A 26,707-nucleotide genomic window follows, 5' to 3' on the forward strand; every position below is an offset into this window, starting at 1 on the left:
GGTTTTACCATGGTCAACGTGGCCGATTGTACCCACGTTAACGTGCGGTTTTGTACGTTCAAATTTTTCTTTAGACACGATTAAGTTTCCTCAATGTATAAGTCCACAAGCCGGAATGGCTTGTGGATTTAGTTAAACAAAATTATTTTTTACGAGCTTCAATAACTGCTTCAGCCACGTTTTTCGGAGCTTCAGCATATTTCAATGGTTCCATTGAGTAGGAAGCACGACCTTGAGTTTGGGAACGTAAGTCAGTTGCATAACCGAACATTTCAGAAAGCGGAACTTCAGCGTCGATTTTAACAACGAATTCATTTGCTTCTTGACCGTTTACCATCGCACGACGACGGCTCAAGTCACCGATTACGTCACCTACATACTCAGGTGGAGTTTCTACTTCAACTTTCATGATTGGTTCAAGTAAAACTGGGTTTGCTTTTGCGAATGCTGCTTTAAATGCTAAAGAGGCTGCAAGTTTAAACGCCAATTCGGAGGAGTCCACATCATGGTATGAACCGAAGTGTAAACGAACACCGATATCAACTACCGGATAACCTGCTAATGGACCGGATTTAAGTTGCTCTTGAATACCTTTGTCAACTGCAGGGATGTATTCACCAGGGATAACACCACCTTTGATTTCGTTAACAAATTCATAGCCTGGGCCTTCTGGCTCTAGTGGGTATAAGTCGATAACCACGTGACCATATTGACCACGACCACCAGATTGTTTTGCGTGTTTACCTTCCACATCGTTAACACGAGAGCGGATTGTTTCACGGTAAGATACTTGTGGTTTACCAATGTTAGCTTCCACTTTGAATTCACGTTTCATACGGTCAACGATGATATCCAGGTGTAACTCACCCATACCGGAAATAATGGTTTCGCCAGATTCTTCATCAGTATGAACACGGAATGAAGGGTCCTCTTGTGCAAGACGACCTAATGCAAGACCCATTTTTTCTTGGTCTGCTTTCGTTTTTGGTTCTACTGCAACAGAGATTACCGGCTCTGGGAATTCCATACGCTCAAGGATAATTGGCGCTTCAATAGCACATAATGTATCACCTGTCGTCACATCTTTTAAGCCGATCGCAGCAGCGATATCGCCTGCGCGAACTTCTTTGATTTCTTCACGTTTATTTGCGTGCATTTGAACGATACGACCGAAACGCTCACGTTTTTGACGTACAGAGTTCAACACGGTATCACCAGAGTTAATTACACCGGAATATACACGGAAGAAAGTCAAGTTACCTACGAATGGGTCAGTTGCAATTTTGAATGCTAATGAAGAGAATGGTTCTTCATCACTTGCATGACGTTCACCTTCTGTTTCATCTGGATTGATACCTTTAATTGCAGGAATATCAGTTGGAGCAGGTAAGTATTCAACAACAGCATCAAGCATTGCTTGAACACCTTTATTTTTGAATGCGGAACCACAAGTAACTAAGATGATTTCATTCGCTAATACGCGTTGACGAAGACCTGCTTTGATTTCTTCTTCAGTTAATTCTTCACCACCAAGGTATTTTTCCATTAGCTCTTCAGAAGCTTCTGCAGCTGCTTCAACAAGGTTTTGACGCCATTCTTCACAAGCTGCTTGCATATCTGCAGGAATGTCTTCATAAGTGAAGGTCATACCTTGGTCAGCTTCATTCCAGTTAATTGCTTTCATTTTGATTAAGTCAACAACACCGGTAAAGTTTTCTTCAGAACCAACAGGTAGTTGAAGAGGAACTGCGTTTGCACCTAAGCGGGTTTTTAATTGATCAACTACGCGTAGGAAGTTTGCACCGGTACGGTCCATTTTGTTAACAAATGCGATACGTGGAACTTCATATTTGTTCGCTTGACGCCATACAGTTTCAGATTGTGGTTGAACACCACCAACTGCACAGTAAACCATTACTGCACCATCAAGAACACGCATAGAACGTTCTACTTCAACAGTAAAGTCAACGTGTCCCGGGGTGTCGATAACGTTAATACGGTGTTGTGGGAATTGTTGTGACATACCGGACCAGAATGCGGTTGTTGCCGCAGAGGTAATGGTAATACCACGTTCTTGTTCCTGTTCCATCCAGTCCATGGTTGCTGCACCATCGTGTACTTCACCAATTTTGTGACTTACACCAGTGTAGAATAAGATACGTTCAGTGGTAGTAGTTTTACCAGCATCAATGTGCGCACTAATACCGATATTACGATATCTTTCAATAGGGGTTGTACGAGCCATTATTATTTCCTTGACGATTTCTTATTTAAAATTAAATACGAAATTTTATAAATGAATGAGGCTTCATCGCATAAAAAATGAGATGAAGCCTAAAAACGTAACTGCTAACCGAATATTACCAACGGTAGTGAGCAAACGCTTTGTTAGCTTCAGCCATACGGTGAACGTCTTCACGTTTCTTAACTGCTGCACCTTTGTTTTCAGATGCATCAGATAATTCGTTAGCTAAACGTAAAGCCATGGATTTATCACCGCGTTTACGAGCGGCTTCAACGATCCAACGCATACCTAATGCGTTACGACGCACAGGGCGAACTTCAACCGGCACTTGGTAAGTAGAACCACCAACACGACGGGATTTTACTTCCACAGTTGGACGTACGTTTTCTAATGCCGCTTCAAAAGCTTCTAAAGCTTCTTTACCGGTACGTTGAGCTAAAGTGTCTAACGCGTTATAAACGATAGATTCTGCGATAGATTTTTTACCATCTACCATGATGACATTAATAAATTTAGCAAGCAATTCTGAACCGAACTTCGGATCCGGTAAAATCTTGCGTTGTTCAATACTACGACGACGTGGCATTGCGAATTTCTCCGTTTTTATAATCTTCAGGGTATCCCAAAACTCGATAAAAATTAACCGCACTTTTGATATAAGGGGCTAATTAGATACTGGAGTTTGTGATTTAAATAAGTTTTACTAATTTAGCGTTTGGCCTTACTTAACGGAGAACCATTAAGCTTTAGGACGTTTAACGCCGTATTTAGAACGACCTTGTTTACGATCTTTTACGCCAGCGCAGTCTAATGCGCCGCGTACGGTGTGATAACGCACACCCGGTAAGTCTTTAACACGACCGCCACGGATAAGCACAACACTGTGCTCTTGAAGGTTGTGACCTTCACCGCCGATGTATGAGGTTACTTCGAAACCATTGGTTAAACGAATACGGCATACTTTACGTAATGCAGAGTTCGGTTTTTTAGGTGTAGTTGTATATACACGGGTGCATACACCACGTTTCTGCGGGCAAGCCTCTAATGCAGGAACGTTACTTTTTACAACCTTTTTCACACGCGGTTTGCGTACTAGCTGGTTGATTGTTGCCATTAAAAAACTCCAGTTTAATAAAAATTCATTAAAGAATGTTGTTTTACAAAATCTGTCCATACAAGAACAGACCAGAGATTTTAATCTTCAAAGCGTAGGCTGTCAACTGATTCTAGCTTTCCTATTTTGTTTTGATTGCGTAAAAATTATTTAAAAAATGGCCTTGTTAACTTAGATTTTATTGTTGTTCTGTTTAGGTATTTAAAGTAGCACGATAATCATCAATATTAATTTATTCAGAAATAAAAACTATTGAACAATAAAGAATCTGTGCCTCTCTGAAATTATCTGGGTAGCTTATTAAAATGTAAGGGAAACAGTGGATTTGTGAAGGTATGGATATGATGCTTTATCAGTGCAGTGGGTAAGATTAGTACATAAGTAATGAGTTAATCTAAAAAAGAAAAATGCGCTTAAAATTAAGCGCATTTTTTATTTATTTTAAACTACCATTGGAAACGATAGACGGCTTGTACGCCAAATGGTTGCTTGATGTGTTTACCGTCGGAGCGATTCACTTCTAAACCAATGCGGTGATTGCCCAAACCTGCATTAAAACCGACCGCACTTGTGAAACGACCGCGATAACTTTCTACATTGAGCTGAGTACCACGGTAGTTAATGTCGCTGTGGCTGTGGCGTGTCGTGATCGCATTCGCTTCGGCATAAGGTTGAAGTTTCCATCCTTGGCTCAACTCGAAGGTTTTGGCAAGGCGTAAACCGATTCGAGAAGAAATGGCAGATAAGCTATCTTCTTTTTCTTTACCGTTGATATGCGTCCAAGCTAATTGCGCTTGTGGGGTCACGGTCCATGCACCGGCTAATTGGAATTGTTTGCCGATTTCACTGCTTAACGTGTAAGCGTTGTAATGGTGTTTTTCCGTATGATTCGAGTCGGCGGTTAAGCGACTATATTGCGCGATGTTATCTAAATAGATACCATTGTCAGCCATGTAAGTCCCGTAAACCCCAATGGCTTGTCCTTTCACTTTTCCGTTGCCGTAATGATCGTTGAAGTCAATATTGGCTTGGCTGTGTCCGACAAATCCGCCTAAACGCACCTTATCCGTTACCGCTGCATCCGCACCGATTTGTAAGCTATGTACGTTTTGCTTAAAGCCGGAAGTTTGACTTTCACCCGTCGAAAGTGCGGTGAGTTTTTGGTGTGAATTGACGTTTCTCACCCAAATATTGCCTTTCTCACCGATTCTTATTTCACCTAAACGTTGGTGAATGCCGTTTAATTCATTTTCGACCATCAGTAATTCCGCTTGGCGAAGAGACACTTGTGCGTTTGCGCTCTCAAGTAGTTGTGCGGTCGCCGGTAACGATGGTGTAATACGTGGCTGTGGCTGTGGCTGTGGGTGTGGCTGTGGCTGTGGCTGTGGCTGTGGCTGTGGCTGTGGCTGTGGCTGAGGTTGTGGTGTGACTGTGCTTTGTGAGTGCGCTAACACCCAATTTTTTCCTTCAGGGGTTAAGAAGTATTTATAAGCACCGAGTGCCACATAACCATTGGCATTCGCTAAGTAAAATTTTGCATTTCCGGTGTTGGTTTCAACTAAGGTTACTTTACCGTTTGCCACATGAGCGCCGTGATCCGTCACATTAAGGTGATGATCACCTTCCGCTTTTCCTTTCACAACGATTTTATCGGCTTTATTTTCAGCGATATTGGTATTGAGATCAAATGTGGTGGAGCCGGAAAGATCACCTTTAATCGTTAACGTTTTATATTCCGATGTCGGTTCAAATTTGACCGTTGAATTTTGCGTATTCAAGTGATGAAGAATACTCGATTGATTAAAATTCCACTGGCTGTTGGCTAATGTGACGTTTACTTCGGTTTTTGCCGGTCTTTGTGGATTTTCAATAATTGCGCCGGTCAGTTTTGAGTTGTTATCAGCACTAAGGTGCAAATGGAATGTGCTTGCTGCATTTGCATCAATTTCTTCCTCGTCTTCCTCGTCAAGTGGGAAATTCGGATCATTGATGGAAATGAGTGCTCGAGTGGTATTTAATTCGCTATTATGTAAGATGTAAGTTCAGAGTAACGGTATGTTCGTCCCCAAACGGTACAGCATGCAATCCATAACCGGCTTTAATCTTAGAATCGCTTAAGGTAACCGTCTGTGTGCCGCTGTCATGGAGGTTCATGAAGATACTTTTATCGTTTAACGTAGCGTTTAACTTTTTAGCATTGACGATTTGTGTTTCAGAGAGATCATTTCCAATATCAAAAACAGATTGTAAATCTTTATTTCCAGTAATAGTGACGTTTTTAATATTTACAATGTCTTTTCCGAAAAGCGTGTATGCCCCGTTGTTTTCACCATTCATGGTGATTTGATGGTTAGAAGAGTTAATGGTAGATGTTTCTTGCGATTCAATTGCATTTGAACCGTCATTATTGAGCTCAATATCTGCTTCAGTATTGATTGTTGAATTACGGGATTCAATGGCAGCATTGCCATCAAAATGACCATTAGCATCAGGAATGTTGTGAATTTGAGAATAGTTTTTGTCAACGATGAGTTTTACACCCTGTTCTAAATTTGCTGTTGCACCATTGACATGAACTAATTGGCTGGACGTATAATCTTCTTTAAGCGTTGCTTTAACGCCTGATTTTAGTGTAATGACATTATCTTGTTTTGTTAGATCGAAAATATGAAATAAAGCATCAGATGATTGACTTGGTCGGCCTAGGTTATAACTAGCACCCGTTTCTGTTTTTGCTTTGTTTTGGTAATTTCCTGCTTCAACGGTGACATTTACAGCATCGGCGAGTTGAGTCGCTGTATCGTTGATATACCACGTATTGCCTGGTCCTTGAATATATTTACAACCTGTTGTTGTATTACAAGTGAGATCCGTTGCCCATCCCAAATTTGCTAAACTTAATGTTGTTGCAACCAAACTTAACTGAAAAGTGTGGTTAAATTTTTTATTGTTTTTCATACTGATTCCTTAATTTTTCATATAAAAAAGCCGATTTAAAAAATCGGCTTAATATAATGGTATTTGATTAACCTTGCAATGACACGCGTTTCATATCTTTCATGTAACCACGCAATTCTTGACCGATTAATTCTACTGGATGATTGCGGATTGCATCGTTCACATCGCGTAAAGTGATGTTGTCGATTTCCACAGTTGGTGTTGGTTCGCCGATATCGCCTTTGCGTAAAGTCGGCACCAATGCTTTTTGCATAATCGGGCCGGCAACGTTAGCGAATAAGTAGTTACCGTATTCTGCGGTGTCGGAAATCACCACATTCATTTCATATAAACGTTTACGCGCAATCGTGTTGGCGATTAACGGCAATTCGTGTAAGGACTCGTAGTAAGCGGATTCTTCGTAAATGCCGCTGGCCACCATGGTATCGAATGCCAATTCAACACCGGCTTTCACCATCGCAATCATTAACACGCCATGGTCGAAATATTCTTGCTCGCTGATTTTGCCATCGTATTTCGGTGCGTTTTCAAAAGCGGTTTTGCCGGTTTCTTCACGCCATTTTAAGAGGTTGGCATCGCCGTTTGCCCAGTCTTCCATCATCACACGAGAGAATTCGCCGCTGATGATATCGTCCATGTGTTTGGCAAATAAAAACGCCAATTCTTCTTTGATTTGTTCCGCTAACTCGAACGCACGCAATTTCGCGCTGTTGGACAAGCGATCCATCATCAACGTGATGCCGCCTTGTTTTAAGGCTTCGGTGATGGTTTCCCAACCGTATTGTACTAATTTGCCTGCATAAGCCGGATCTTTGCCGTCAGCTACTAATTTGTCGTAGCAAATGAGAGAACCTGCTTGCAACATACCGCAAAGGATGGTTTGTTCGCCCATTAAGTCGGATTTGACTTCCGCCACGAAAGAGGATTCCAACACGCCTGCACGATGACCACCGGTTGCCGCCGCCCAAGCTTTGGCAATTTCTAAACCTTCGCCTTGTGGGTCATTTTCAGGGTGCACAGCAATCAAGGTCGGCACGCCAAAACCACGTTTGTACTCTTCACGTACTTCTGTACCCGGGCATTTTGGTGCCACCATCACGACGGTGATGTCAGAACGGATTTGCTCGCCTACTTCAACAATGTTTAAACCATGGGAATAGCCCAATGCAGCGCCTTTTTTCATTAATGGCATGACATCTGCAACCACTTTGGAGTGTTGTTTGTCGGGGGTGAGGTTAATCACTAAATCGGCGGTTGGAATAAGTTCTTCATAAGTGCCCACTTTAAAGCCGTTTTCACTGGAACGTTGGAATGACGCACGTTTTTCTGCGATGGCTTCCGGACGTAATGCGTAGCTGATGTCCAACCCGGAATCACGCATATTTAACCCTTGGTTTAACCCTTGTGCACCGCAACCGACGATAACGATTTTCTTGCCTTTCAAGAAATCTGCTTCCGTTGCGAACTCACTGCGATCCATAAAACGGCAACGACCTAATTGATCTAATTGTTGGCGTAAGTTTAAGGTATTGAAATAATTAGCCATGATGTTTTCCTTTTGTGTGGGAGTGTTTGTAGAAGTTCAAACGATTATAGGGTGTTGGTATGTTGCGTAAAGTGATATTATTGAAATGTTGTATTGCGTTTTTTGCAATTTAAATCCCTTTGCTTATGAATGGGTAAATTTAAACTCACCTTTATAAAATAAACCGCTATGACGTTTAACGATCTCAAAATCTTCATCACCCTCACCCAAACCCAAAACTTTGCCAAAACGGCGGCGTTGCACCATATGTCGCCGTCAACCTTGTCCCGCCAAATTCAAAAAATCGAAGAGGAATTGGGGCAGCAGCTTTTATGGCGGGATAACCGTCAGGTGTCGTTAACGCCGAATGGTGAGGTGTTTTTGGCGTTTGCACAGCAGCAGTGGCAGAATTGGATGTTGTTTCAACAGCAGTTGCATACCCAAGAGGAAGAGCTTAGCGGGGAGCTCAAGTTGTATTGCTCGGTGACGGCGGCATATAGTCATTTGCCGGGGATTTTGGAGAAATTTCGAGCACATTATCCGAAAGTGGAAATTCAACTGACCACAGGCGATCCGGCGCAGGCGGTACATTTGGTGCAGGCGCAGCAGGTGGATTTGGCGTTGGCAGGGAAACCGCCGGTATTACCGAGTGCGGTGACGTTTCATTATATCGATGATATTGCGTTGTCGATGATTGCGCCCCGTGTGGCATGTTCGGCAACACAATTACTGCAACAAGAACCGATTAATTGGCAACAGGTTCCTTTTATCTTGCCATTAGACGGCATGGCACGGCAACGGATTGAAGAATGGTTTAAACAAAAAGGCATCAAACACCCGAAAATCTATGGCACCGTGGCGGGGCATGAAGGCATTGTGTCCATGGTGGCACTGGGCTGTGGTTTGGCGTTATTGCCTGATGTGGTGATTAAGAACAGCCCGTTGAATAGCCAAATTTCTACCTTGCAGTTAGAGGAGCCGGTTACCCCTTTTGAACTCGGTGTTTGCGCCTTGAAGCCTGCCTTAGAGCGCTCTTTAGTGCGTGCATTTTGGCAGTTATTAGCGTAAAGTGCGGTCATGATTTAAGGAGTTTTTATGCTAAAAGGCGTTGCGTTTTCATTATTTGCCTCTTTGCTGTTTGGCTACATGTATTATTTTTCTACGCTATTGCTGCCTTTGAGTGGCACAGATATTTTCGGTTATCGCATTGTATTTACCTTGCCTTTTGTGGCGGCGGCTGTGTTTTTGTTTAAACAAAAAATGGCATTGATTGCCCATTTAAAACGCATTCAAAGACAACCGCACTTTGCGTTGGCTTTTCTCTTTACCGGCGCGTTGATGGGTTTTCAAATGTGGCTATTTTTGTGGGCACCTAATAACGGCAGCTCGCTCAGCGTTTCTTTCGGTTATTTATTATTGCCTTTGGTGATGGTGGCGGCGGCGCGAATTATTTTTAAAGAACGGATTTCTCGCATTAAGTTTTTAGCCGTATTGATTGCTGCCGTGGGGGTAATTTCCAACATCGCCTTAAAAGGGAAAATTTCTTGGGAAGCGTTGGTAATTTGCGTGGGATATACCACTTACTTTGTGGTACGTCGAATGTGGAAAATGACCGATCTTGCGGCATTCTTCTTAGAAATGTTGACCCTTTTGCCATTTTGTATTTATTTCGCTTGGCAAGTGGATATTGCCCAAGTACAACAAAGTAATCCAAATATTTTGGTTTTGTTGCTACTGCTCGGCTTAATTAGCGGGACGGCGCTCAATTCTTATATTCTTGCCAGTAACCATTTGCCGATGAATCTGTTGGGCTTACTTGGTTATATAGAGCCTTGCCTGATGGTGGGAGTTTCTTTGTTAATCGGTGAAGAAATTGATGCGCAAAGTTATCCGCTGTTTATTTGTTTGGTTCTTGCCATGCTTTTGATTATCACGGATGGCATTCTACAAGCGAAAACGCGACAATAGCCTTATAACTGCTCAAATAACGGTGTAATGTTCGGCATTACGCCTCGCCATAAATAAAATGAATGCGCCGCCTGCGCCAATAACATCCCGAAACCATCACATCGATTTTGTACACCTAACGCACCACAGCGTGCTAAAAACGGCGTGTCTTTTTGTCGGTCATATTGCATGTCATAAACCGCTTTTGCTGCTCGCAGAATATCATCGTTAATTTGTATCGTACCGCCGTGCAGACCTGAGGAGGTCGCATTGATAATCACATCAAAGGATTGCACGGGAAGTTGACTCAGTTCTACAGCGCAAATGTTGCCATAAGGCGAAAATTTCTCTGCCAGCTGTTGCGCTTTGGCTAAAGTGCGGTTGGCAATCACAATGTTTTGCTGAGCTTGTAAAAGCGGTAACAACACGCCTTTTGTGGCACCGCCTGCCCCTAAAATGAGTAGGGTTTGATTCGGCTTAAGCCAATTCAATCGTTGCAAATCCGTCACCAATCCTGCGCCATCGGTGTTGTCCGCATACAGTGTGCCATCGTCTAATTTCTTCAATGTGTTGCAGGCTTCCGCCATCAGACAACGCTCACTGTGTGCATTTGCTAGCTTGAACGCGCGTTCTTTGAAAGGCGAGGTGATATTACATCCCGCCGCACCCTGCGCAAAAAACGCCAATAGTTGCCGTTCAAAATCCTGTTCATCGCCTAACATGGCATCGTATTGCACGTCTTGGGCGGTTTGTTTGGCAAAAATGCGATGAATTTGCGGCGATTTGCTTTGAATAATCGGGTTGCCCCAAACGGCATATAACATGATTTATCCTTGACGAAAAACTTGGTTGGTGAAAATGTCGCGAATTTCGGATGGATTTACCGCACCGCCCACAGGCATATCCAGCACCGGAAAATCCGTGCCGAATTGCTGTGTCACTTCTTGTGCTGTGCGGCAAGGCGGCTGTCCGGTTAAGTTGGCGCTGGTGGAGGTGAGAGCAAAGCCCGCCTGTTCGCATAACAGCTTAACCGCTGGATGTTGGCTGATGCGCACCGCAATACTGTCAAAATCGCCGGTAAGAAATTTGGGTGTCGTTGTTTTTGCCGGGACGACCCATGTCGTTGGCCGATCATATTGCGTGGTTAAGCGTTGCCAATGTGCTTCCATCAAATGGCGTTCATCCATAAAAGGCAACAAAAAATCCAAGCTCGGCGCAATTAAAATTAGCCCTTTTGACATGGGGCGCTGTTTTAAAACAAGTAAATTTTTCACCGCACTTTGGCTGTTTGGATTACAACCTAAGCCGAAAACCGCTTCGGTAGGGTAGGCAACGACTTGCTGATTTTTTAAATGGTTAACAATCTCTTGTAAATTCATGAGGTTACTCGGTTGTAAAAATGTGGCGGCAGGTTTTATTCACACATTGCCAAGTGCGTTGTTCGCCCTGTTGTTTTTTTAATAAGGCTACATTGCCGTAGCATTGCGGGCAATCCACTAAATAAGGTTTAGTTGGCACGGAAAACTTACAATGCGGAAAACGGTTGCAGGCGTAAAATAGCTTGCCGGCACGTCCACGCCGCGCCACTAACTGACCTTCTTTACATTTCGGGCAAGGTACGTGTTCTTCCGTTTCCTCTTCTGCTTCCTCATGCACCACAAAATGACATTCCGGATAATTGCTACAACCGATAAACATGCCGAAATGCCCTTGTTTTAACGCCAATAAATGGCTGCATTGAGGGCAGGTTTGTTCCAATATTTTAAGGATTTTTACTTCGTTGGAAGCCTGTAACGGTTTCAAATAATCACATTGCGGATAGGCAGAACAGCCGAGAAACAGCCCTTTTTTGCCTTGTTTTATTTGCAACAACGCACCGCACTGCGGGCAGTGTTCCTCGTGTTTGGTAGGCTGAAATAAAGGTTGATTCATGGCATGCCCTAAAAGTGCGGTGATTTTTCTCGACAAATATGAAAATGCTTCAAGCGCCATTCTACCGTAAGTTTTGCGCCTTTTTCCACCCATGAAATGAAAAAGCAAAAGGTCGGCAAAGGCCACGGATTTCCTTTATACTAACGCCCAATATCAGGAGGGAACATGTTTGCATTGGATATTGATTTAAATGTGTTATTGGGCGTTTGCGTCGTATTGGGCGTGCTTTGCCTTATTTTGCTTTTTGTCAGCGCGCGCCGGAAACGGGATAGCGTTGAATTACAACAAGATTTAAATAAAAACATTGAAGATTTTAATCGCTTATTAGAAAAATTTGATGCCGTTACTGCCCGTAAAAATCAATTAGAACAAGAGGTAGTGAAAGCCCAAACCACGGTGGATGGGCTACAAATTCGCTTAAACGAACGGGATGAAAAAGTACAGTATTTGCAAACGGAACTGAACGAAGAACAGGCTCGCCATTCCGCCATCGCAGAACAAATAACGACGCTGAAAGAACGTTTTGGTGTGGCATCGGCACAGGCGGACAGCTTGCGCGGACAACTTGCGCAAAGCCAAGCGCAGATTGTCCGCAAAGAAGAATCGCTGGCAAATTTAACGGAAAAACACACCGCACTTTCGCAGGAACTGGCGGAATTGAAAACCACGTTAACGGAAAAAGAAAAGCATTTTGTCGAGCAGCAACAACATGTTGAACAAACCAAACAGCAGCTCAATACGGAATTTCAAAACCTCGCCAATCGTATTTTAGAAGAGAAAAGCCAGCGTTTTCAGCAAACGAACCAAGCGTCGATGGACAGCTTGTTAAAGCCTTTCCGTGAGCAAATTGAGAGTTTCCAAAAACGAGTGAATGAAATTCACTCGGAATCCCTTAAGGGCAACGCAGGCTTGGAGGCGGAAATTAAGAAAGTGCTGGAAATTGGTTTGAGTATGTCGCAACAAGCGAACAATTTGACTTCCGCTCTGAAAGGGGAAAAGAAAACCCTTGGTAACTGGGGTGAAATGCAGTTGGAGCGGGCGTTGCAATCTGCCGGCTTGGTGGAAGATGAACATTACACGGCACAGGCGCATTTCAAAAACGAAGAAGGCAAACGCAATTATCCCGACTTTATTCTTAACCTACCGGATGAGAAACATTTGATTATCGACAGCAAAATGTCGCTTAACGCCTATGAAAGTGCGGTCAGTGCTGAAGATGAAATAGAGCGTCAGGCGTTTCTGCGTGAGCATATTAAAGCACTGCGGAATCACATCGACGACTTATCCCGCAAAGATTACAGCAACCTTATCGGCATACGTAGCCCGAATTTCGTGTTGATGTTTATTGCCGTGGAACCGGCTTACATTGAAGCCTTAAAAATGGATCCGAGTTTGTTCGGTTATGGCTATGACAAAAATGTCATTATGGTGTCACACACCACGCTGATGCCGATTTTGCGCACGGTAGCGAACCTGTGGAGGGTGGAGCGCGGTAATGCGGAAGCGCGTGAAATCAGCGAAAAAGCCGGTGAGATTTACAACCAAATCTGCTTACTCGCAGAGCGTTTAGCGAAAGTGGGAAACAGCCTTTCCACCGTCAGTTCGCACTACAACAGTGCTGTTACTGCGTTAGTGGGGCAACAGGGCTTGATGGGCAAAGTGGAACGCTTTAAAGCACTCTCTGCCAAAGCCAACAAAACAATGCCCGATATCGAACCGCTACATCATGATTTTGAAACGGAACGGTTGTTGCTTAATAAAGAACAACAGTAATAAAAAGTGCGGTAGAAAAACCGCACTTTTGTTAACAGGGTAGATTCGACAAATACTTACAAGATCGAACTATTTATATAATTTTTTCGACCTGTTCAGGCGAGAGCAATCTTTGGTGTTTGGTGAATTCTTTCCCTAAATAGTAAGCACCAAAGTTTGTTAAATGGTCTTGATCTCCATAGAGATATTTTCCTTCTGCCATCACACTGTCTTTAGGTAGATATTGTTGTGCATCAACCCAATATGCATTCGGGATATCTTTAATTAAATCATGAATGATTTGGTTGCTCGCATCAATATCGCCCATTCTACGAATTGGCTCGAGATATTTATCTAACCCATATTTAGCGAGGAGATGTCCTCGAATAGGGGAACGGTTAATCGAACTGTTATTGGCAAAAACATAAACAGGTTTTACTGTGGCGAGTTTTTCCACCATTTTTTTGAATCTGATTTCAAAGTCAGGGACTAAATAGGATTCTGCTTCAAATCGTGGAACCGGTTGCCCTTCCATTCGAAGATCATAAAACTCAGAAATAAAAATAACATCGTATTTGGCTATTTCATCCCAATATGATTGGCATTCTGGTGTAATTTCCCCATCTTTATTCACCAATGCTAGGCAATCGATACCTATATTCAAAATATCGGCTTTCCAGCCTTCTTGTGCACCAACATAATTTAAGAAATAGGCTAAATGATCAGCATGAGAATCGCCAATCGTTAAGATTTTTGCTGGAAGAGCTGTATTTACATCTGTTAATAGTATTTCTTGATTGATTTGTGTTTTCTCATTTTTGATCTGTTTTCTTTCATAGGTGTTATATCCAATCACTAAAACAGAAGGGATCACATAGAGATATAAAAATGCCTGTTTGAAACTTAATTTTGATTTTCTAATTGGCTGCTCAATTAGGTAATAACTCAAGATAGAGAAAAGTACGGTTAACGCCGTGACTAACAATACAATTTGATTATCTATTTGTTTGGTGCCCGTAATATAGTAGGCAAAAGAGATAAATATCCAATGGTATAAATAGAGTGAATAAGATATTTTTCCAATAAATACCATTGGTTTGGTGGAAAGCAGTTTTTTGACAATACTATCTTGCGTTGTGGTGTAAATGACAAGGGCGGCAAGTAAACAAGGTAAAACTAAACTTACTCCGGGAATAAAGATTAACTTGTTATGATAAAAATATAGGCAAGCCAGTAATAATAAAAAACTGAAATTCCCAATAAGCTTTTTGTTAAAAGTATGATTTGCTCGTGGATTAATATTGTAAATGGCTAATAAAGATCCAATAAGTAACTCTGGAAAGCGTAAATTAGAAAGATAATAAGTATTCGGTTGATGTAATACATCTTTATAAAAAGTGTTAGGAATAAATGAGGTTAATAACAGCAGGATAAAGAGTATTAGTGTAAATCTAAAAATAGATTTTAAATCCCCTGCTTTTTTATATACAAATAATAAAAATAAAGGGAAAATTAAGTAGTATTGTTCCTCAACGGCTAATGACCAAATATGTAAAACAGGGTTTTCTGTCGCATTAAGGTCAAAATAACCTTGTTTAAACCCTAAATAAAAGTTGGAGGAAAATACAGCGGCAAGCTCAATGGTCTTTCTGAGTTGGTTAAAATCATTATAGATAAATAATGCAGAAGCAACCAAAGACACAAGGGCCATTACCACAATAAATGCCGGGTAAATTCGCTTTATACGGCGGGTATAGAAGTCTTTAAAAGAGAAACGATTTTCTTGTATCTCATTAATGATGATGCCGGTAATGAGAAAGCCGGAAATAACAAAGAAAATATCTACGCCAAGAAAACCACCCGGCAGCCAATTTGCATTGAGGTGGTAGATGATCACTGAAATCACCGCAATGGCACGAAGTCCATCTATTTCAGCACGATATTTAATTGAAGAAGACATGTAAATTCCTTAAAAAAGAGATAAAAAAAATCGCACTTTAGTTGCTTAAAGTGCGGTTCATTTTTAGACTGTTTTACACGTTGAAGCGGAAGTGCATCACATCGCCGTCTTGTACGATGTAATCTTTCCCTTCTAAACGCCATTTACCGGCATCTTTAGCACCGTTTTCGCCTTTGAATTGGATAAAATCTTCGTAGGCAATCACTTCTGCACGGATAAAGCCTTTTTCAAAGTCGGTATGGATGACAGCCGCGGCTTTCGGTGCGGTGGCGCCAACAGAAACCGTCCATGCGCGCACTTCTTTCACGCCGGCAGTGAAGTAGGTTTGCAGATTGAGAAGAGCATAACCGGCACGAATGACACGGTTTAAGCCCGGCTCTTCAATGCCGAGATCTTGTAAAAATTCGAGCTTTTCATCATCATCCAATTCAGCGATTTCCGCTTCGATTGCGGCACACACCGGCACCACGACAGAACCTTCTTTTTCGGCAAATTCGCGGACTTTGTCGAGGTATGGGTTATTTTCAAAACCGTCTTCATTCACGTTGGCAATGTACATGGTCGGTTTTAAGGTTAAGAAATTATAGCTTTTGATTGCTAGTAATTCGTCTTTGTCCAACGGCACGGAACGAATCATGCCTGCTTCAGAAAGTACCGGTAAGATTTTTTCCATCACGGAAAGTTCGAATTTTGCGTCTTTATCACCGCCTTTTGCACGTTTTTGCAAACGTTGAATGGCGCGTTCACAGCTGTCTAAGTCGGCTAACGCCAGTTCGGTGTTGATGGTTTCAATATCGTTTAACGGATCAATTTTGCCCGCAACGTGTACGATATCATCGTTTTCAAAACAACGTACGACATGGCCAATGGCGTCAGTTTCACGGATATTGGCGAGGAATTTGTTACCCAAACCTTCGCCTTTACTTGCACCTGCAACCAAACCTGCGATATCCACAAATTCCATGGTAGTTGGCAATACGCGTTCAGGTTTGACGATTTCCGCTAAGGCATCTAAACGCGGATCCGGCATTGGCACCACGCCGGTATTTGGCTCGATGGTGCAAAACGGATAGTTTGCCGCTTCAATGCCGGCTTTGGTTAAGGCGTTGAAAAGTGTGGATTTGCCCACATTCGGCAGGCCCACGATACCACATTTGAATCCCATAATTTTTCCTTATTGGTGAAGAAAAAGCGCGGTTGAAATTTACCCTGTTTTTTGACCGCACTTTTCGGTTAAATTTTAAAACTATTCAGTCGATTAGTGGCTTTGACGATGCCATCTTTGAAAAGCAGTTCCACGCAATTTGCCGCTTCATCCAAGGCTTTTTCAAGTGCTTCGCGCTCACTGGGTGAGGGTTTGTTTAACACATAACCTGCCACTAAATCACGATGTCCCGGGTGACCGATCCCAATGCGCAGACGATAAAAATTGTTGTTATTGCCCAATGCGGCGACAATATCTTTTAAGCCGTTGTGCCCGCCATGTCCGCCACCTAATTTCAGTTTAACGCTGCCAGGTGGTAAATCTAACTCATCATGCAGGACTAAAATTTCTTCGGGTTTGATACGATAAAAATTCGCCAATGCGCCTACCGCTTTGCCGCTTAAATTCATAAAGGTTGTCGGCACCAAAAAACGGATTTCTTTGCCGTTCATCAGCGTTTTTCCCACCTTCCCGAAAAATTTATTTTCCGCATTTAATGTGACATTAAACCGCCGTGCTAAACGCTCAATTAACCATTCTCCGGCATTGTGGCGGGTGTCTGCGTATTTATCGCCGGGATTGCCAAGCCCAACAATTAACTTAATTTCTGACATAGTCTGTTTACGTGAATAAAAATAGTGGCGTATTGTAGCGGAAAGTCGGTTTTTTCTCAATGAAGGGAAAAGGAAACCGCACTTTAATTATCTAAAGTGCGGTCATTTTTGAACGCGTTTTTAATCGCGGAAATTATTGAATTGGAATGGTTGTCCCAGTTCGGCTGTTTTGACGAGTTGAATCACGGCTTGTAAATCATCGCGGGATTTACCGGTAACGCGCACTTGCTCGCCTTGGATTTGGCTTTGGACTTTGATTTTGGAATCTTTGATCAGCTTGGTGATTTTTTTTGCCATGTCGGTTTCAATGCCTTGTTTCAGCTTGATTTCTTTGCTGTACGTTTTGCCGCTGTGTTCATAGTCAGCAGGGATATCTAACGAAGTGGATTCGATGTTACGTTTAATGCACGCGTTACGTAAAATGTCGATGAGTTGCTCCACTTGGAAATCCGATTCGCTGCTGACTTTAATGCTTTCGTTTTTTTCGTTAAATTCGATTGCGGCTTGTACGTTGCGGAAATCCCAACGATTAGTCAGTTCGCGGTTGGCGTTTTCTACGGCGTTGCGGATTTCATGTCCGCTGATTTCGGAAACAATGTCGAATGATGGCATGGTTTTCTCCTTATTTCATTTTGTCGTTTGCACTTAAAATACATAAAAGTGCGGTTAAATCGGTGAAATTGACGATAACTTGCGCCAATTGTTGTACTTTCGGTTTAGCGTGATAAGCCACGCCGACATCGGCAACTTGCATCATAGCGAGATCGTTGGCGCCGTCGCCGATGGCAACGGTGTTTTCAGTGGCAATGTTAAATTGTTGTGCCAACTGTTGTAAGGTTTGCGCTTTGTATTGCGCATCCACAATGGTGCCTTGTACGTTGCCGGTGAGTTTGCCGTTAATAATTTCAAATTGATTGGCAGCAATGAAATCTAAGCCGAGTTTTTGTTGTAATACTTCGGCAAAATAGGTAAATCCACCGGAAGCAATAGCCACTTTCCAACCGTGATTTTTGAGTTCTTTGACTGTTTCGACTAATCCCGGCATCAACGGTAAATGCTGTTTAACCTCTTGTAAAATGCCTTCCGGTGCATCTTTTAAGGTGGCAACCCGTTGGCGCAGACTTTGGCTAAAATCGAGCTCGCCACGCATGGCGCGTTCCGTAATGGCGGAAACCATGTCACCGGTGCCGGCAAGTTTGGCGATTTCATCGATACATTCAATTTGGATGGCGGTGGAATCCATGTCCATCACCAATAATCCCGCTTGCTTCAAACTGGCGTGAAAGTTTAGCGGCGCAATATCCAGTGCTAATTCATGGGCAATGCCTATCCATTCTGCTTTCCACTCACCTTTGAGCAATACCACGGTATTATGCAACACATTCCACGCGGAAAAACACAAAAAATTTTCACCGCACTTTTGCTGAAAAGCCTGTAACTTTGTGAGGTTTAGGTTGTCGGAATAGAGAATAAACGCCTGATCCGAATGATAGGGCTTGTCAGCAATAAATGGTGCAGGAAGTTCAGAAAAATGCGCCATAATGGCGTTAAGATTTTGTGTTTGCATAAAAATCCTGTAAATTGTGGCGGTTTTTAAAAGCACAGTATTCTAGCTTACTTATTAAACTTTGGGGAAAATAACTTGCATTTAACAAAAGAAAAAATGATTAAGGTGATGATGTTTCTCGGCATCATTTTGTTGTGTGTGGGTATCATGGCAATCATTTTATTTGGCGTACAACAATTTAAAATAGGCTCACAGCTAGCCAGTGTAAATCAGGTCGCTAATATTTCTCATTTATTGGCACGCCAGCAAGCCAATTTATTTTCGATGTTGTTGGTGAATAATGCGAAAACAGAACGGTTAGTGGAAAATTTGGATAATTTCACCAAAGAAGAATTTGTACTGGATGCGGCAGTGTATGCGCGTAATGGTGAATTATTAGCACAAAGCACCAACTCGTCGGATATACGCAGTTTGTTGGGCTTGGATAAAGAAGAAAAGGAAGCCGATTCTCAGCAAATTGTGGAACCTATTTATTCCCCAAACGGCCTGGAAGGCTTTTTACGAGTGACTTTTGATGCCAAATATGGGCAGACCACCCAAAGTAAAATTAATCAAATTTTTTATCGATTATATGGTGAAATTGTCATTGTTTTTCTCGTTGGAATTCTGTTTGCCAGCAGTTTTCATTATTTCCTCAGCCACTATCGCCGTAGCCGTAAGCATGTTCATGTTGTGGAAAAAACACCTACGCCAAGTAACAAAACAATGCCATCCACGAGCAAAGCGTTTCATCAGCGTCGGAGACGAATGCGATAGGGAAGTGTGGTGGCTTTTATGATCGTTTTTTCTTTAGGAAAAATTAAAATACACAAAAACAAAAAACCGCTCGTTTGAGCGGTTTCTTTTTTAATGGTAAGGCAAAAATTAGGCTAATTTTTTGATTTGAGCAGCTAATTTAGATTTGTGGTTTGCTGCTTTGTTAGCGTGGATTAAGCCTTTAGAAGCCATGCGGTCAACAACTTTTTGCATTTCAACGAATGCTGCTTCAGCTGCTGCTTTCTCACCCGCTGCTACTTGAGCATAAACTTTTTTGATGTAAGTACGCATCATAGAGCGTTGGCTTGCGTTGTGTTGACGGCGTTTTTCAGATTGAACCGCACGTTTTTTTGCTGACTTGATATTAGCCAAGGTCAAACTCCTAAAAATTTCTGTTAGTTAATAGTGACAAAATAGGGGCGTAAATATGCCGATTTCTTATACATTTGTCAACGGGAATTTTGTGTTGATTTCGGTGAGACACAACCGAAAGTAAGCATCGTTATTCTTAACAAGTGCTTCCTAAATGGGCTCACACAAACGATGTGAGCGGGATTTTAACAGTTTTTTCCCTTAGAATATAGCGTAAAAACGAAATTTCTATACAATTAGGCAAATTTTATCATTCAGAGTAATTCGTTTTGAGTAAAAGATTATTAAAATCCGGCATGATCGTGAGTGGGATGACGCTTGTTTCGCGTGTATTAGGCTTGGTGCGCGATGTAGTGATCGCCAATTTAATTGGTGCGGGCGCAGCGGCAGACGTGTTTTTATTTGCTAACCGCATTCCTAATTTCCTCCGCCGATTATTCGCCGAAGGGGCGTTTTCACAAGCGTTTGTGCCTGTGTTGGCGGAGTATCAAAAATCCGGTGATTTATCCAAAACCCGTGAATTTATCGGCAAAGTGTCCGGCACCTTGGGGGGCTTGGTTACCGTCGTTACGTTATTGGCGATGATCGGCTCGCCGGTGGTCGCGGCCATTTTCGGGACAGGTTGGTTTGTGGATTGGTTGAATGACGGGCCAAATGCGGAAAAATTCACGCAAGCCTCGTTGCTGCTCAAAATTACCTTTCCTTATTTATGGTTTGTGACCTTCGTTGCGCTGTCCGGTGCAATTCTGAATACCATCGGCAAATTCGGTGTGATGTCGTTCTCGCCGGTGTTGCTCAATATTGCCATGATTGCCACGGCACTTTGGTTGGCTCCGCAGTTGGAAAATCCGGATTTAGGCTTGGCTATCGGGATCTTTCTCGGCGGGTTATTACAATTTCTGTTTCAACTGCCTTTCTTATATCAAGCCAAATTATTAGTAAAACCCAAATGGGCGTGGCATGACGAAGGCGTGAAGAAAATCCGCACACTGATGATTCCTGCCTTATTCGGTGTTTCTGTGAGCCAGATCAACTTGCTGCTTGATACCTTTATCGCTAGTTTCTTAATGACGGGCTCCATCAGTTGGCTGTATTATTCCGACCGCTTGTTAGAGTTTCCTCTTGGTTTGTTCGGTATTGCCATTTCTACAGTGATTTTGCCGACCCTTGCCCGTCATCATGTGAACCGTGACGATAATGCCAAAAGTGCGGTGGATTTTCGCAACACAATGGACTGGGGCGTACGCATGATTTTATTGCTTGGCGTACCTGCCATGATTGGTATCGCTGTGTTGGCTCAGCCTATGTTGCTCGTGCTGTTTATGCGCGGCAGCTTTACCTTTAGCAATGTGCAATCAGCCTCTTATTCCCTGTGGGGCTTTAACGCAGGGCTTCTGAGTTTCATGTTAATCAAGATTTTGGCGAACGGTTATTATGCCCGTCAAGATACCAAAACGCCGGTGAAAATCGGCATCATTGCCATGGTGAGCAACATGGCGTTCAATTTATTAGCGATTCCTTTCAGTTACGTAGGTTTGGCGATGGCGTCTGCCATGTCGGCAACCTTAAACGCCTATCTGCTTTATCGCGGTTTGGCGAAAGCGGACGTTTATCATTTCAGCCGTCAAAGTGCGGTGTTTTTTCTGAAAGTTTTTTGTGCCGCCGCCATGATGGGGCTGTTGGTTTGGTATAACAGCCCAACACTCATTGAATGGAATGCCATGAGTTTTCTTACCCGTGTGCATTGGCTCGCATGGCTGATCGTTTTAGCGGCAATCATTTATGGTGGAATATTAGTGTTGTTAGGTATTCGTAAACGGGATTTGATGGGCGTGCACACCGCATGAAATTCGCTTTTGTGACGCCTTAATTTATGCGTATAATACCGAAATCTTTTTTCACTGAAATTAAATGGAACAAATTTAACAATGCAGCTGATTCGTGGCTTGGGAAATTTACCGCAAAATTTGCACGCTTGCGCGTTGACTATCGGCAATTTTGACGGCGTGCATTTGGGACATCAAGCCATTTTGCGTCATTTGCGGACAAAAGCCGATGAGTTGCATTTACCCATGGTGGTGATGTTGTTTGAACCGCAGCCACGCGAGTATTTCTGTGCGGAAAATGTCCCTGCGCGCTTAATGCGTTTACGCGATAAATTGCGTTATCTCAAACAGGCAGGCGTGGACATGGTGATTGTGGCAAAATTCGACCGCACTTTTGCCAATTTACCGGCGCAGCAATTTATTGAAGATTGGCTGGTACGCAAATTAAATGTGAAATTTTTAAGCATTGGTGATGATTTTAAATTTGGTGCCAAACGCCAAGGTAATTTTGCACTGTTGCAACAAGCTGGGGAAAAGTTTGGTTTTACTGTAGAAGATAGCCGTAGCTTTTGCTTAGATGAATTGAGAATCAGTAGTACAGCGATCCGCGAGGCGTTGGCGAATGATGATTTAACGTTGGCGGAAAAATTACTTGGACGTCCTTATCGCATTTTAGGTCGCGTGATTCATGGCAATGAGCTTGGTCGCACCATCGGCTTTCCGACCGCGAATATTCGCTTGCATCGTCAGGTGAATCCGGTCAAAGGCGTGTATGCCGTCAAAGTGCGGTTAAAATCCGGCGCGTTTTTTAATGGGGTCACGAACATCGGCACCCGCCCGACCATTAACGGTGTGAATCAATTATTAGAAGCGCATTTATTCGATTTTCAAGGCGATCTTTATGGTCAATGGTTGGATGTAGAACTCTGTCATAAAATCCGCAATGAAATGAAATTTCCCTCTTTTGACGATTTAAAAGCACAAATTGCGAAGGACGTGGAAACGGCGAAAAACGTTTTCAAAACTGACCGCACTTTATAGAACACAAATTTTAATTTTTACATAACACTGGAATATAAAATGACTGATTATAAAAATACCCTTAACCTCCCTGAAACGGGCTTTCCAATGCGTGGTGATTTAGCCAAGCGCGAGCCTGTGATGTTAAAAAACTGGTATGAAAAAAACCTTTATCAAAAAATTCGTGAAACCTCAAAAGGCAAAAAATCCTTTATTTTGCACGATGGCCCTCCGTATGCGAACGGCAACATTCATATCGGCCATGCCGTAAATAAAATTCTGAAAGATATTATCGTGAAATCCAAAACCGCATTAGGTTTTGACTCGCCTTATATTCCGGGTTGGGACTGTCACGGTTTGCCGATTGAATTAAAAGTAGAAGGCTTAGTGGGCAAACCAAATGAGAAAATTTCTGCGGCCGAATTCCGGGCGAAATGCCGTGAATATGCCGCGGAACAGGTAGAAGGGCAGAAAAAAGACTTTATCCGTTTAGGCGTGTTGGGCGATTGGGATAACCCTTATTTGACCATGAACTTTGATACCGAAGCACACATTATTCGTACGCTTGGCAAAGTGATTGCTAACGGCCACTTATACAAAGGATCCAAACCGGTGCACTGGTGTTTGGATTGCGGCTCTTCTTTAGCGGAAGCGGAAGTGGAATATGAAGACAAAGTTTCTCCGTCCATTTATGTTCGTTTCCCGGCGGTAAGTGCGGTAGAAATTGAAGAGAAATTTAACGCTGTAGGCAAAGGCCATGGCAAATTATCTGCAGTCATTTGGACAACAACGCCTTGGACAATGCCATCTAACCGTGCGATTGCGGTAAATGCAGAATTAGACTACAACCTAGTCCAACTTGGTGATGAGCGTGTGATCTTAGCCGCTGAATTAGTGGAATCTGTGGCGAAAGCCGTGGGTGTAGAACACGTTGAAATTTTAGGGGCCGTAAAAGGTCAAGCGCTTGAGTTAGTACGCTTTAACCATCCGTTCTATGATTTCACTGTGCCGGTGATTTTAGGCGATCACGTGACTACCGATGGCGGTACAGGTTTAGTACACACTGCACCGGATCATGGTTTGGACGACTTTATTGTAGGACAAAAATATAATTTACCAATGGCGGGTCTTGTATCTAATGACGGTAAGTTTATTTCGACCACTGAATTCTTTGCAGGTAAAGGCGTATTTGAAGCCAATCCATTGGTTGTTGAAAAATTGCAAGAAGTGGGCAACTTATTAAAAGTGGAGAAAATCAAACACAGCTACCCACACTGCTGGCGCCATAAAACCCCGATTATTTTCCGTGCGACTCCGCAATGGTTTATCGGCATGGAAACACAAGGTTTACGCCAACAAGCCTTAGGTGAAATCAAACAAGTTCGCTGGATTCCGGATTGGGGTCAAGCACGTATAGAAAAAATGGTGGAAAACCGCCCGGACTGGTGTATCTCCCGTCAGCGTACTTGGGGCGTGCCAATGACCTTATTCGTGCACAAAGAAACCGAAGAATTACACCCACGTACTTTAGAGTTGCTTGAGGAAGTGGCTAAACGCGTGGAGAAAGCCGGTATTCAAGCATGGTGGGATTTAGACAAAAAAGAATTATTAGGTGCGGACGCAGAAACCTATCGCAAAGTGCCTGATACTCTTGACGTATGGTTTGACTCAGGATCCACTTATTCTTCTGTGGTAGCGAATCGTCTGGAATTTAATGGTCAAGATATCGATATGTATTTGGAAGGTTCCGACCAACATCGTGGTTGGTTTATGTCTTCTTTAATGCTTTCTACCGCGACAGACAACAAAGCACCATACAAACAAGTATTAACCCACGGCTTCACCGTGGATGGTCAAGGCCGTAAGATGTCAAAATCTATCGGTAACATCGTGACGCCACAAGAAGTGATGGATAAATTCGGTGGCGACATTTTACGTTTATGGGTGGCTTCTACCGACTATACCGGTGAAATGACCGTTTCTGATGAAATCTTAAAACGTGCGGCGGACAGCTATCGTCGTATTCGTAACACGGCACGTTTCTTATTAGCGAACTTAAACGGTTTTGATCCACAACGTGATGCAGTGAAACCGGAAGAAATGATGAGCTTGGATCGTTGGGCGGTGGCTTGTGCATTAGACGCTCAAAACGAAATCAAAGACGCGTACGATAACTATCAATTCCACGCCGTGGTACAACGTTTAATGCGTTTTTGTTCGGTGGAAATGGGCTCGTTCTACCTTGATATTATCAAAGACCGTCAATACACCACCAAAGCGGACAGCCTTGCGCGCCGTAGCTGCCAAACCGCCTTATGGCACATTGCAGAGGCATTGGTACGTTGGATGGCACCAATTCTTTCCTTTACGGCGGATGAAGTGTGGGGCTACTTGCCACAAACGGCAACTGCACGTGCAGAATTCGTCTTCACTGAAGAATTCTACGAAGGCTTATTCGGCTTAGGCGCGAACGAAAAATTAGATGATGCTTATTGGCAACAATTGATTAAAGTACGTTCCGAAGTGAACCGCGTATTAGAAATTGCTCGTAACGACAAAGTCATCGGTGGTGGCTTAGAAGCGGAAGTGACTGTTTATGCTGACGATGCATATCGTGCGTTGTTAGAGCAATTAGGCGATGAATTACGTTTCGTGTTGATTACTTCAAAAGCGGAAGTGAAAGCATTAGCAGACAAACCGGCAGATGTGGCTAACGGTGAGTTAGATGGCATCGCAGTAAGTGTTGCCCGTTCTCAAGGCGAAAAATGCCCACGTTGTTGGCATTATTCCGACAAAATCGGCGTGAATCCGGAACATCCGACACTTTGCCCGCGTTGCGTAGAAAACGTTGCAGGTAACGGCGAAGTGAGACGTTTCGCTTAATCATGTAGTAGAGCCTAAATAAAAGTGCGGTCAAAATTGACCGCACTTTTTGATCGTAAAGCATTTACTTATTTTTTCAGCTCCGTAGCGTAATGTTCTATCGCCATTTTGGACTTCAATAATCCTTGTTGCAACATGAAGTCCGCCATTTTTTCATAGTTCGCTTTATTAAAGCTGCCCGGTTGTTTACTCAAATAAGGCAGCGTGTCTTTCCAAGCTCGACGGTTGAGTTCGTTATCCAATTCTGCTGGTTTATAGCTGACAAAAAGCTGCCAACTTTCTTCCGGGTGTGCGTTGAGGTAATCCGTGGCTTGTTGTAGCGCGCTGACAAAATCTTTGTATTTCGCTTCATGAATCTTGTCTTTATTGGCGACGATAATTAATTCATCATAGGTTGGCACGCCATACTGTTCAGGGAAAAATGCCTTGCCTTGATAACCTTCAATGGCTAATTGATTCAATTCAAAATTGCGGAACGAGCCGATAACCGCATCCACTTGTTTGCTAATTAAAGAAGGGGAGAGAGACCAATTCACGTTAATCAGTTGGACATCTTTATTACTTAAATTAGCTGACTTCAACATGGCATCCAACAGCGCCGTTTCAAAACCGCTAACGGAATAGCCGATTTTCTTTCCTTTCAAATCCGCTAAGGTTTTGATGCCGCTGTTTTCCAACGTGACCAAGCTGTTTAGCGGAGAATCTGCCAATGTCGCAATACGCACTAAAGGTAGTTTTTCATCCACTTGAATATGCAGTTGTGGTTGATAATCTACGGCTAAATCTGTTTTGCCGGCGGCGACCAATTTAGGCGGTAGCGATGGATCGGCAGGCTCAATAATATCCACTTCCAGATTATGTTCGGCAAAAAAACCTTTTTGCTGTGCGACGATCAACGCCGCGTGATCCGGGTTGACAAACCAATCCAGCATTAAAGATAGTTTTTGTTTTTCAGCGGCTTGAACGCTAAGCGAAAGCGCGCCGATAATCAATGTTGAAAGAATGTGTTTTTTCATAGTAGCTCCTTTTTGT

Annotated in this window: 23 protein-coding genes and 1 pseudogene; 7 read left to right on the forward strand and 17 right to left on the reverse strand. The window is 42.9% G+C overall.

Going from position 1 to position 26,707, the window contains the following annotated elements; genetic code table 11:
* The 7 genes and pseudogenes from DK415_RS00005 to ilvC all read right to left on the reverse strand — a co-directional run.
* Positions 1-78: pseudogene (locus DK415_RS00005) on the reverse strand (GTP-binding protein); the annotation flags it as partial.
* Between the two features lie 64 nt (positions 79-142).
* Positions 143-2,245 carry an elongation factor G gene (gene fusA, locus DK415_RS00010; protein WP_109431898.1) on the reverse strand — a complete coding sequence of 701 codons (2,103 nt, stop codon included), beginning with the start codon at positions 2,243-2,245 and terminating at the stop codon, positions 143-145.
* A gap of 115 nt (positions 2,246-2,360) precedes the next feature.
* Positions 2,361-2,831, reverse strand: coding sequence for a 30S ribosomal protein S7 (rpsG, locus tag DK415_RS00015; RefSeq protein WP_005555497.1), 471 nt, complete (start codon positions 2,829-2,831; stop codon positions 2,361-2,363).
* A 153-nt stretch (positions 2,832-2,984) separates the two neighbouring features.
* The gene (rpsL, locus tag DK415_RS00020) at positions 2,985-3,359 is read right to left on the reverse strand and encodes a 30S ribosomal protein S12 (protein ID WP_005543325.1); all 375 of its coding nucleotides are present in this window, start codon (positions 3,357-3,359) and stop codon (positions 2,985-2,987) included.
* 446 nt (positions 3,360-3,805) lie between these two features.
* Positions 3,806-5,275, reverse strand: coding sequence for an autotransporter outer membrane beta-barrel domain-containing protein (locus DK415_RS09520; protein ID WP_239305449.1), 1,470 nt, complete (start codon positions 5,273-5,275; stop codon positions 3,806-3,808).
* A 109-nt stretch (positions 5,276-5,384) separates the two neighbouring features.
* Positions 5,385-6,317 carry a hypothetical protein gene (locus DK415_RS09525; RefSeq protein WP_239305457.1) on the reverse strand — a complete coding sequence of 311 codons (933 nt, stop codon included), beginning with the start codon at positions 6,315-6,317 and terminating at the stop codon, positions 5,385-5,387.
* Positions 6,318-6,384: 67 nt separating this feature from the next.
* The gene (ilvC, locus tag DK415_RS00035) at positions 6,385-7,863 is read right to left on the reverse strand and encodes a ketol-acid reductoisomerase (protein WP_109431899.1); all 1,479 of its coding nucleotides are present in this window, start codon (positions 7,861-7,863) and stop codon (positions 6,385-6,387) included.
* Between the two features lie 168 nt (positions 7,864-8,031).
* Between ilvC and ilvY the strand changes: the two genes are divergently transcribed.
* Both ilvY and rarD read left to right on the forward strand, forming a co-directional pair.
* Positions 8,032-8,910 (forward strand): HTH-type transcriptional activator IlvY, encoded by an 879-nt coding sequence (gene ilvY, locus DK415_RS00040; protein WP_109431900.1) that lies wholly within the window; start codon positions 8,032-8,034, stop codon positions 8,908-8,910.
* A 27-nt stretch (positions 8,911-8,937) separates the two neighbouring features.
* Complete coding sequence (gene rarD, locus DK415_RS00045; RefSeq protein WP_109431901.1) at positions 8,938-9,810, forward strand: EamA family transporter RarD; 873 nt, start codon at positions 8,938-8,940, stop codon at positions 9,808-9,810.
* Between the two features lie 2 nt (positions 9,811-9,812).
* On the opposite strand, the gene aroE is transcribed toward rarD, so the two are convergent.
* Genes aroE through DK415_RS00060 form a run of 3 tightly spaced genes read right to left on the reverse strand, consistent with a single transcriptional unit; the run spans position 9,813 to position 11,721 of the window.
* Positions 9,813-10,613 carry a shikimate dehydrogenase gene (gene aroE / locus DK415_RS00050; protein WP_109431902.1) on the reverse strand — a complete coding sequence of 267 codons (801 nt, stop codon included), beginning with the start codon at positions 10,611-10,613 and terminating at the stop codon, positions 9,813-9,815.
* A 3-nt stretch (positions 10,614-10,616) separates the two neighbouring features.
* Entirely contained in the window at positions 10,617-11,168 is a 552-nt protein-coding gene (tsaC, locus tag DK415_RS00055) for an L-threonylcarbamoyladenylate synthase type 1 TsaC (RefSeq protein WP_109431903.1), read from the reverse strand.
* Positions 11,169-11,172: 4 nt separating this feature from the next.
* Entirely contained in the window at positions 11,173-11,721 is a 549-nt protein-coding gene (locus tag DK415_RS00060) for a DNA topoisomerase family protein (protein ID WP_109432212.1), read from the reverse strand.
* Positions 11,722-11,886: 165 nt separating this feature from the next.
* Here DK415_RS00060 and DK415_RS00065 point away from each other — a divergent pair, with 165 nt between their 5' ends.
* Entirely contained in the window at positions 11,887-13,494 is a 1,608-nt protein-coding gene (locus DK415_RS00065) for a DNA recombination protein RmuC (protein WP_109431904.1), read from the forward strand.
* 73 nt (positions 13,495-13,567) lie between these two features.
* On the opposite strand, the gene DK415_RS00070 is transcribed toward DK415_RS00065, so the two are convergent.
* The 5 genes from DK415_RS00070 to serB all read right to left on the reverse strand — a co-directional run bounded on the left by DK415_RS00070 (position 13,568) and on the right by serB (position 18,818).
* Complete coding sequence (locus tag DK415_RS00070) at positions 13,568-15,433, reverse strand: acyltransferase family protein (protein WP_109431905.1); 1,866 nt, start codon at positions 15,431-15,433, stop codon at positions 13,568-13,570.
* 73 nt (positions 15,434-15,506) lie between these two features.
* Positions 15,507-16,598: a redox-regulated ATPase YchF gene (ychF, locus tag DK415_RS00075; protein ID WP_109431906.1), complete on the reverse strand. Its 1,092-nt coding sequence runs from the start codon at positions 16,596-16,598 to the stop codon at positions 15,507-15,509.
* Positions 16,599-16,666: 68 nt separating this feature from the next.
* On the reverse strand, positions 16,667-17,251 hold the full coding sequence (gene pth / locus DK415_RS00080; RefSeq protein WP_109431907.1) for an aminoacyl-tRNA hydrolase: 585 nt from the start codon (positions 17,249-17,251) through the stop codon (positions 16,667-16,669).
* A 120-nt stretch (positions 17,252-17,371) separates the two neighbouring features.
* Entirely contained in the window at positions 17,372-17,863 is a 492-nt protein-coding gene (locus DK415_RS00085) for a YajQ family cyclic di-GMP-binding protein (protein ID WP_005701698.1), read from the reverse strand.
* A 10-nt stretch (positions 17,864-17,873) separates the two neighbouring features.
* Positions 17,874-18,818, reverse strand: coding sequence for a phosphoserine phosphatase (serB, locus tag DK415_RS00090; protein WP_109431908.1), 945 nt, complete (start codon positions 18,816-18,818; stop codon positions 17,874-17,876).
* A gap of 75 nt (positions 18,819-18,893) precedes the next feature.
* Between serB and DK415_RS00095 the strand changes: the two genes are divergently transcribed.
* The gene (locus DK415_RS00095) at positions 18,894-19,574 is read left to right on the forward strand and encodes a YtjB family periplasmic protein (RefSeq protein WP_109431909.1); all 681 of its coding nucleotides are present in this window, start codon (positions 18,894-18,896) and stop codon (positions 19,572-19,574) included.
* A gap of 108 nt (positions 19,575-19,682) precedes the next feature.
* Here DK415_RS00095 and rpsT read toward each other — a convergent pair whose 3' ends face one another.
* Positions 19,683-19,946 carry a 30S ribosomal protein S20 gene (gene rpsT, locus DK415_RS00100; RefSeq protein WP_005548279.1) on the reverse strand — a complete coding sequence of 88 codons (264 nt, stop codon included), beginning with the start codon at positions 19,944-19,946 and terminating at the stop codon, positions 19,683-19,685.
* A gap of 269 nt (positions 19,947-20,215) precedes the next feature.
* Here rpsT and murJ point away from each other — a divergent pair, with 269 nt between their 5' ends.
* The 3 genes from murJ (at position 20,216) to ileS (ending at position 25,675) form a co-directional block, all read left to right on the forward strand.
* On the forward strand, positions 20,216-21,793 hold the full coding sequence (gene murJ, locus DK415_RS00110; RefSeq protein WP_109431910.1) for a murein biosynthesis integral membrane protein MurJ: 1,578 nt from the start codon (positions 20,216-20,218) through the stop codon (positions 21,791-21,793).
* A gap of 81 nt (positions 21,794-21,874) precedes the next feature.
* Positions 21,875-22,813 carry a bifunctional riboflavin kinase/FAD synthetase gene (gene ribF, locus DK415_RS00115; protein WP_109431911.1) on the forward strand — a complete coding sequence of 313 codons (939 nt, stop codon included), beginning with the start codon at positions 21,875-21,877 and terminating at the stop codon, positions 22,811-22,813.
* 39 nt (positions 22,814-22,852) lie between these two features.
* The gene (gene ileS, locus DK415_RS00120) at positions 22,853-25,675 is read left to right on the forward strand and encodes an isoleucine--tRNA ligase (RefSeq protein WP_109431912.1); all 2,823 of its coding nucleotides are present in this window, start codon (positions 22,853-22,855) and stop codon (positions 25,673-25,675) included.
* Positions 25,676-25,743: 68 nt separating this feature from the next.
* Here ileS and DK415_RS00125 read toward each other — a convergent pair whose 3' ends face one another.
* Positions 25,744-26,691, reverse strand: a complete 948-nt coding sequence (locus DK415_RS00125) for an ABC transporter substrate-binding protein (RefSeq protein ID WP_109431913.1) — start codon at positions 26,689-26,691, stop codon at positions 25,744-25,746.
* Positions 26,692-26,707: the final 16 nt, after the last annotated feature.

The sequence above is a fragment of the Aggregatibacter segnis genome (assembly GCF_003130075.1).
Classification (GTDB): Bacteria; Pseudomonadota; Gammaproteobacteria; order Enterobacterales; family Pasteurellaceae; genus Aggregatibacter; species Aggregatibacter segnis_A.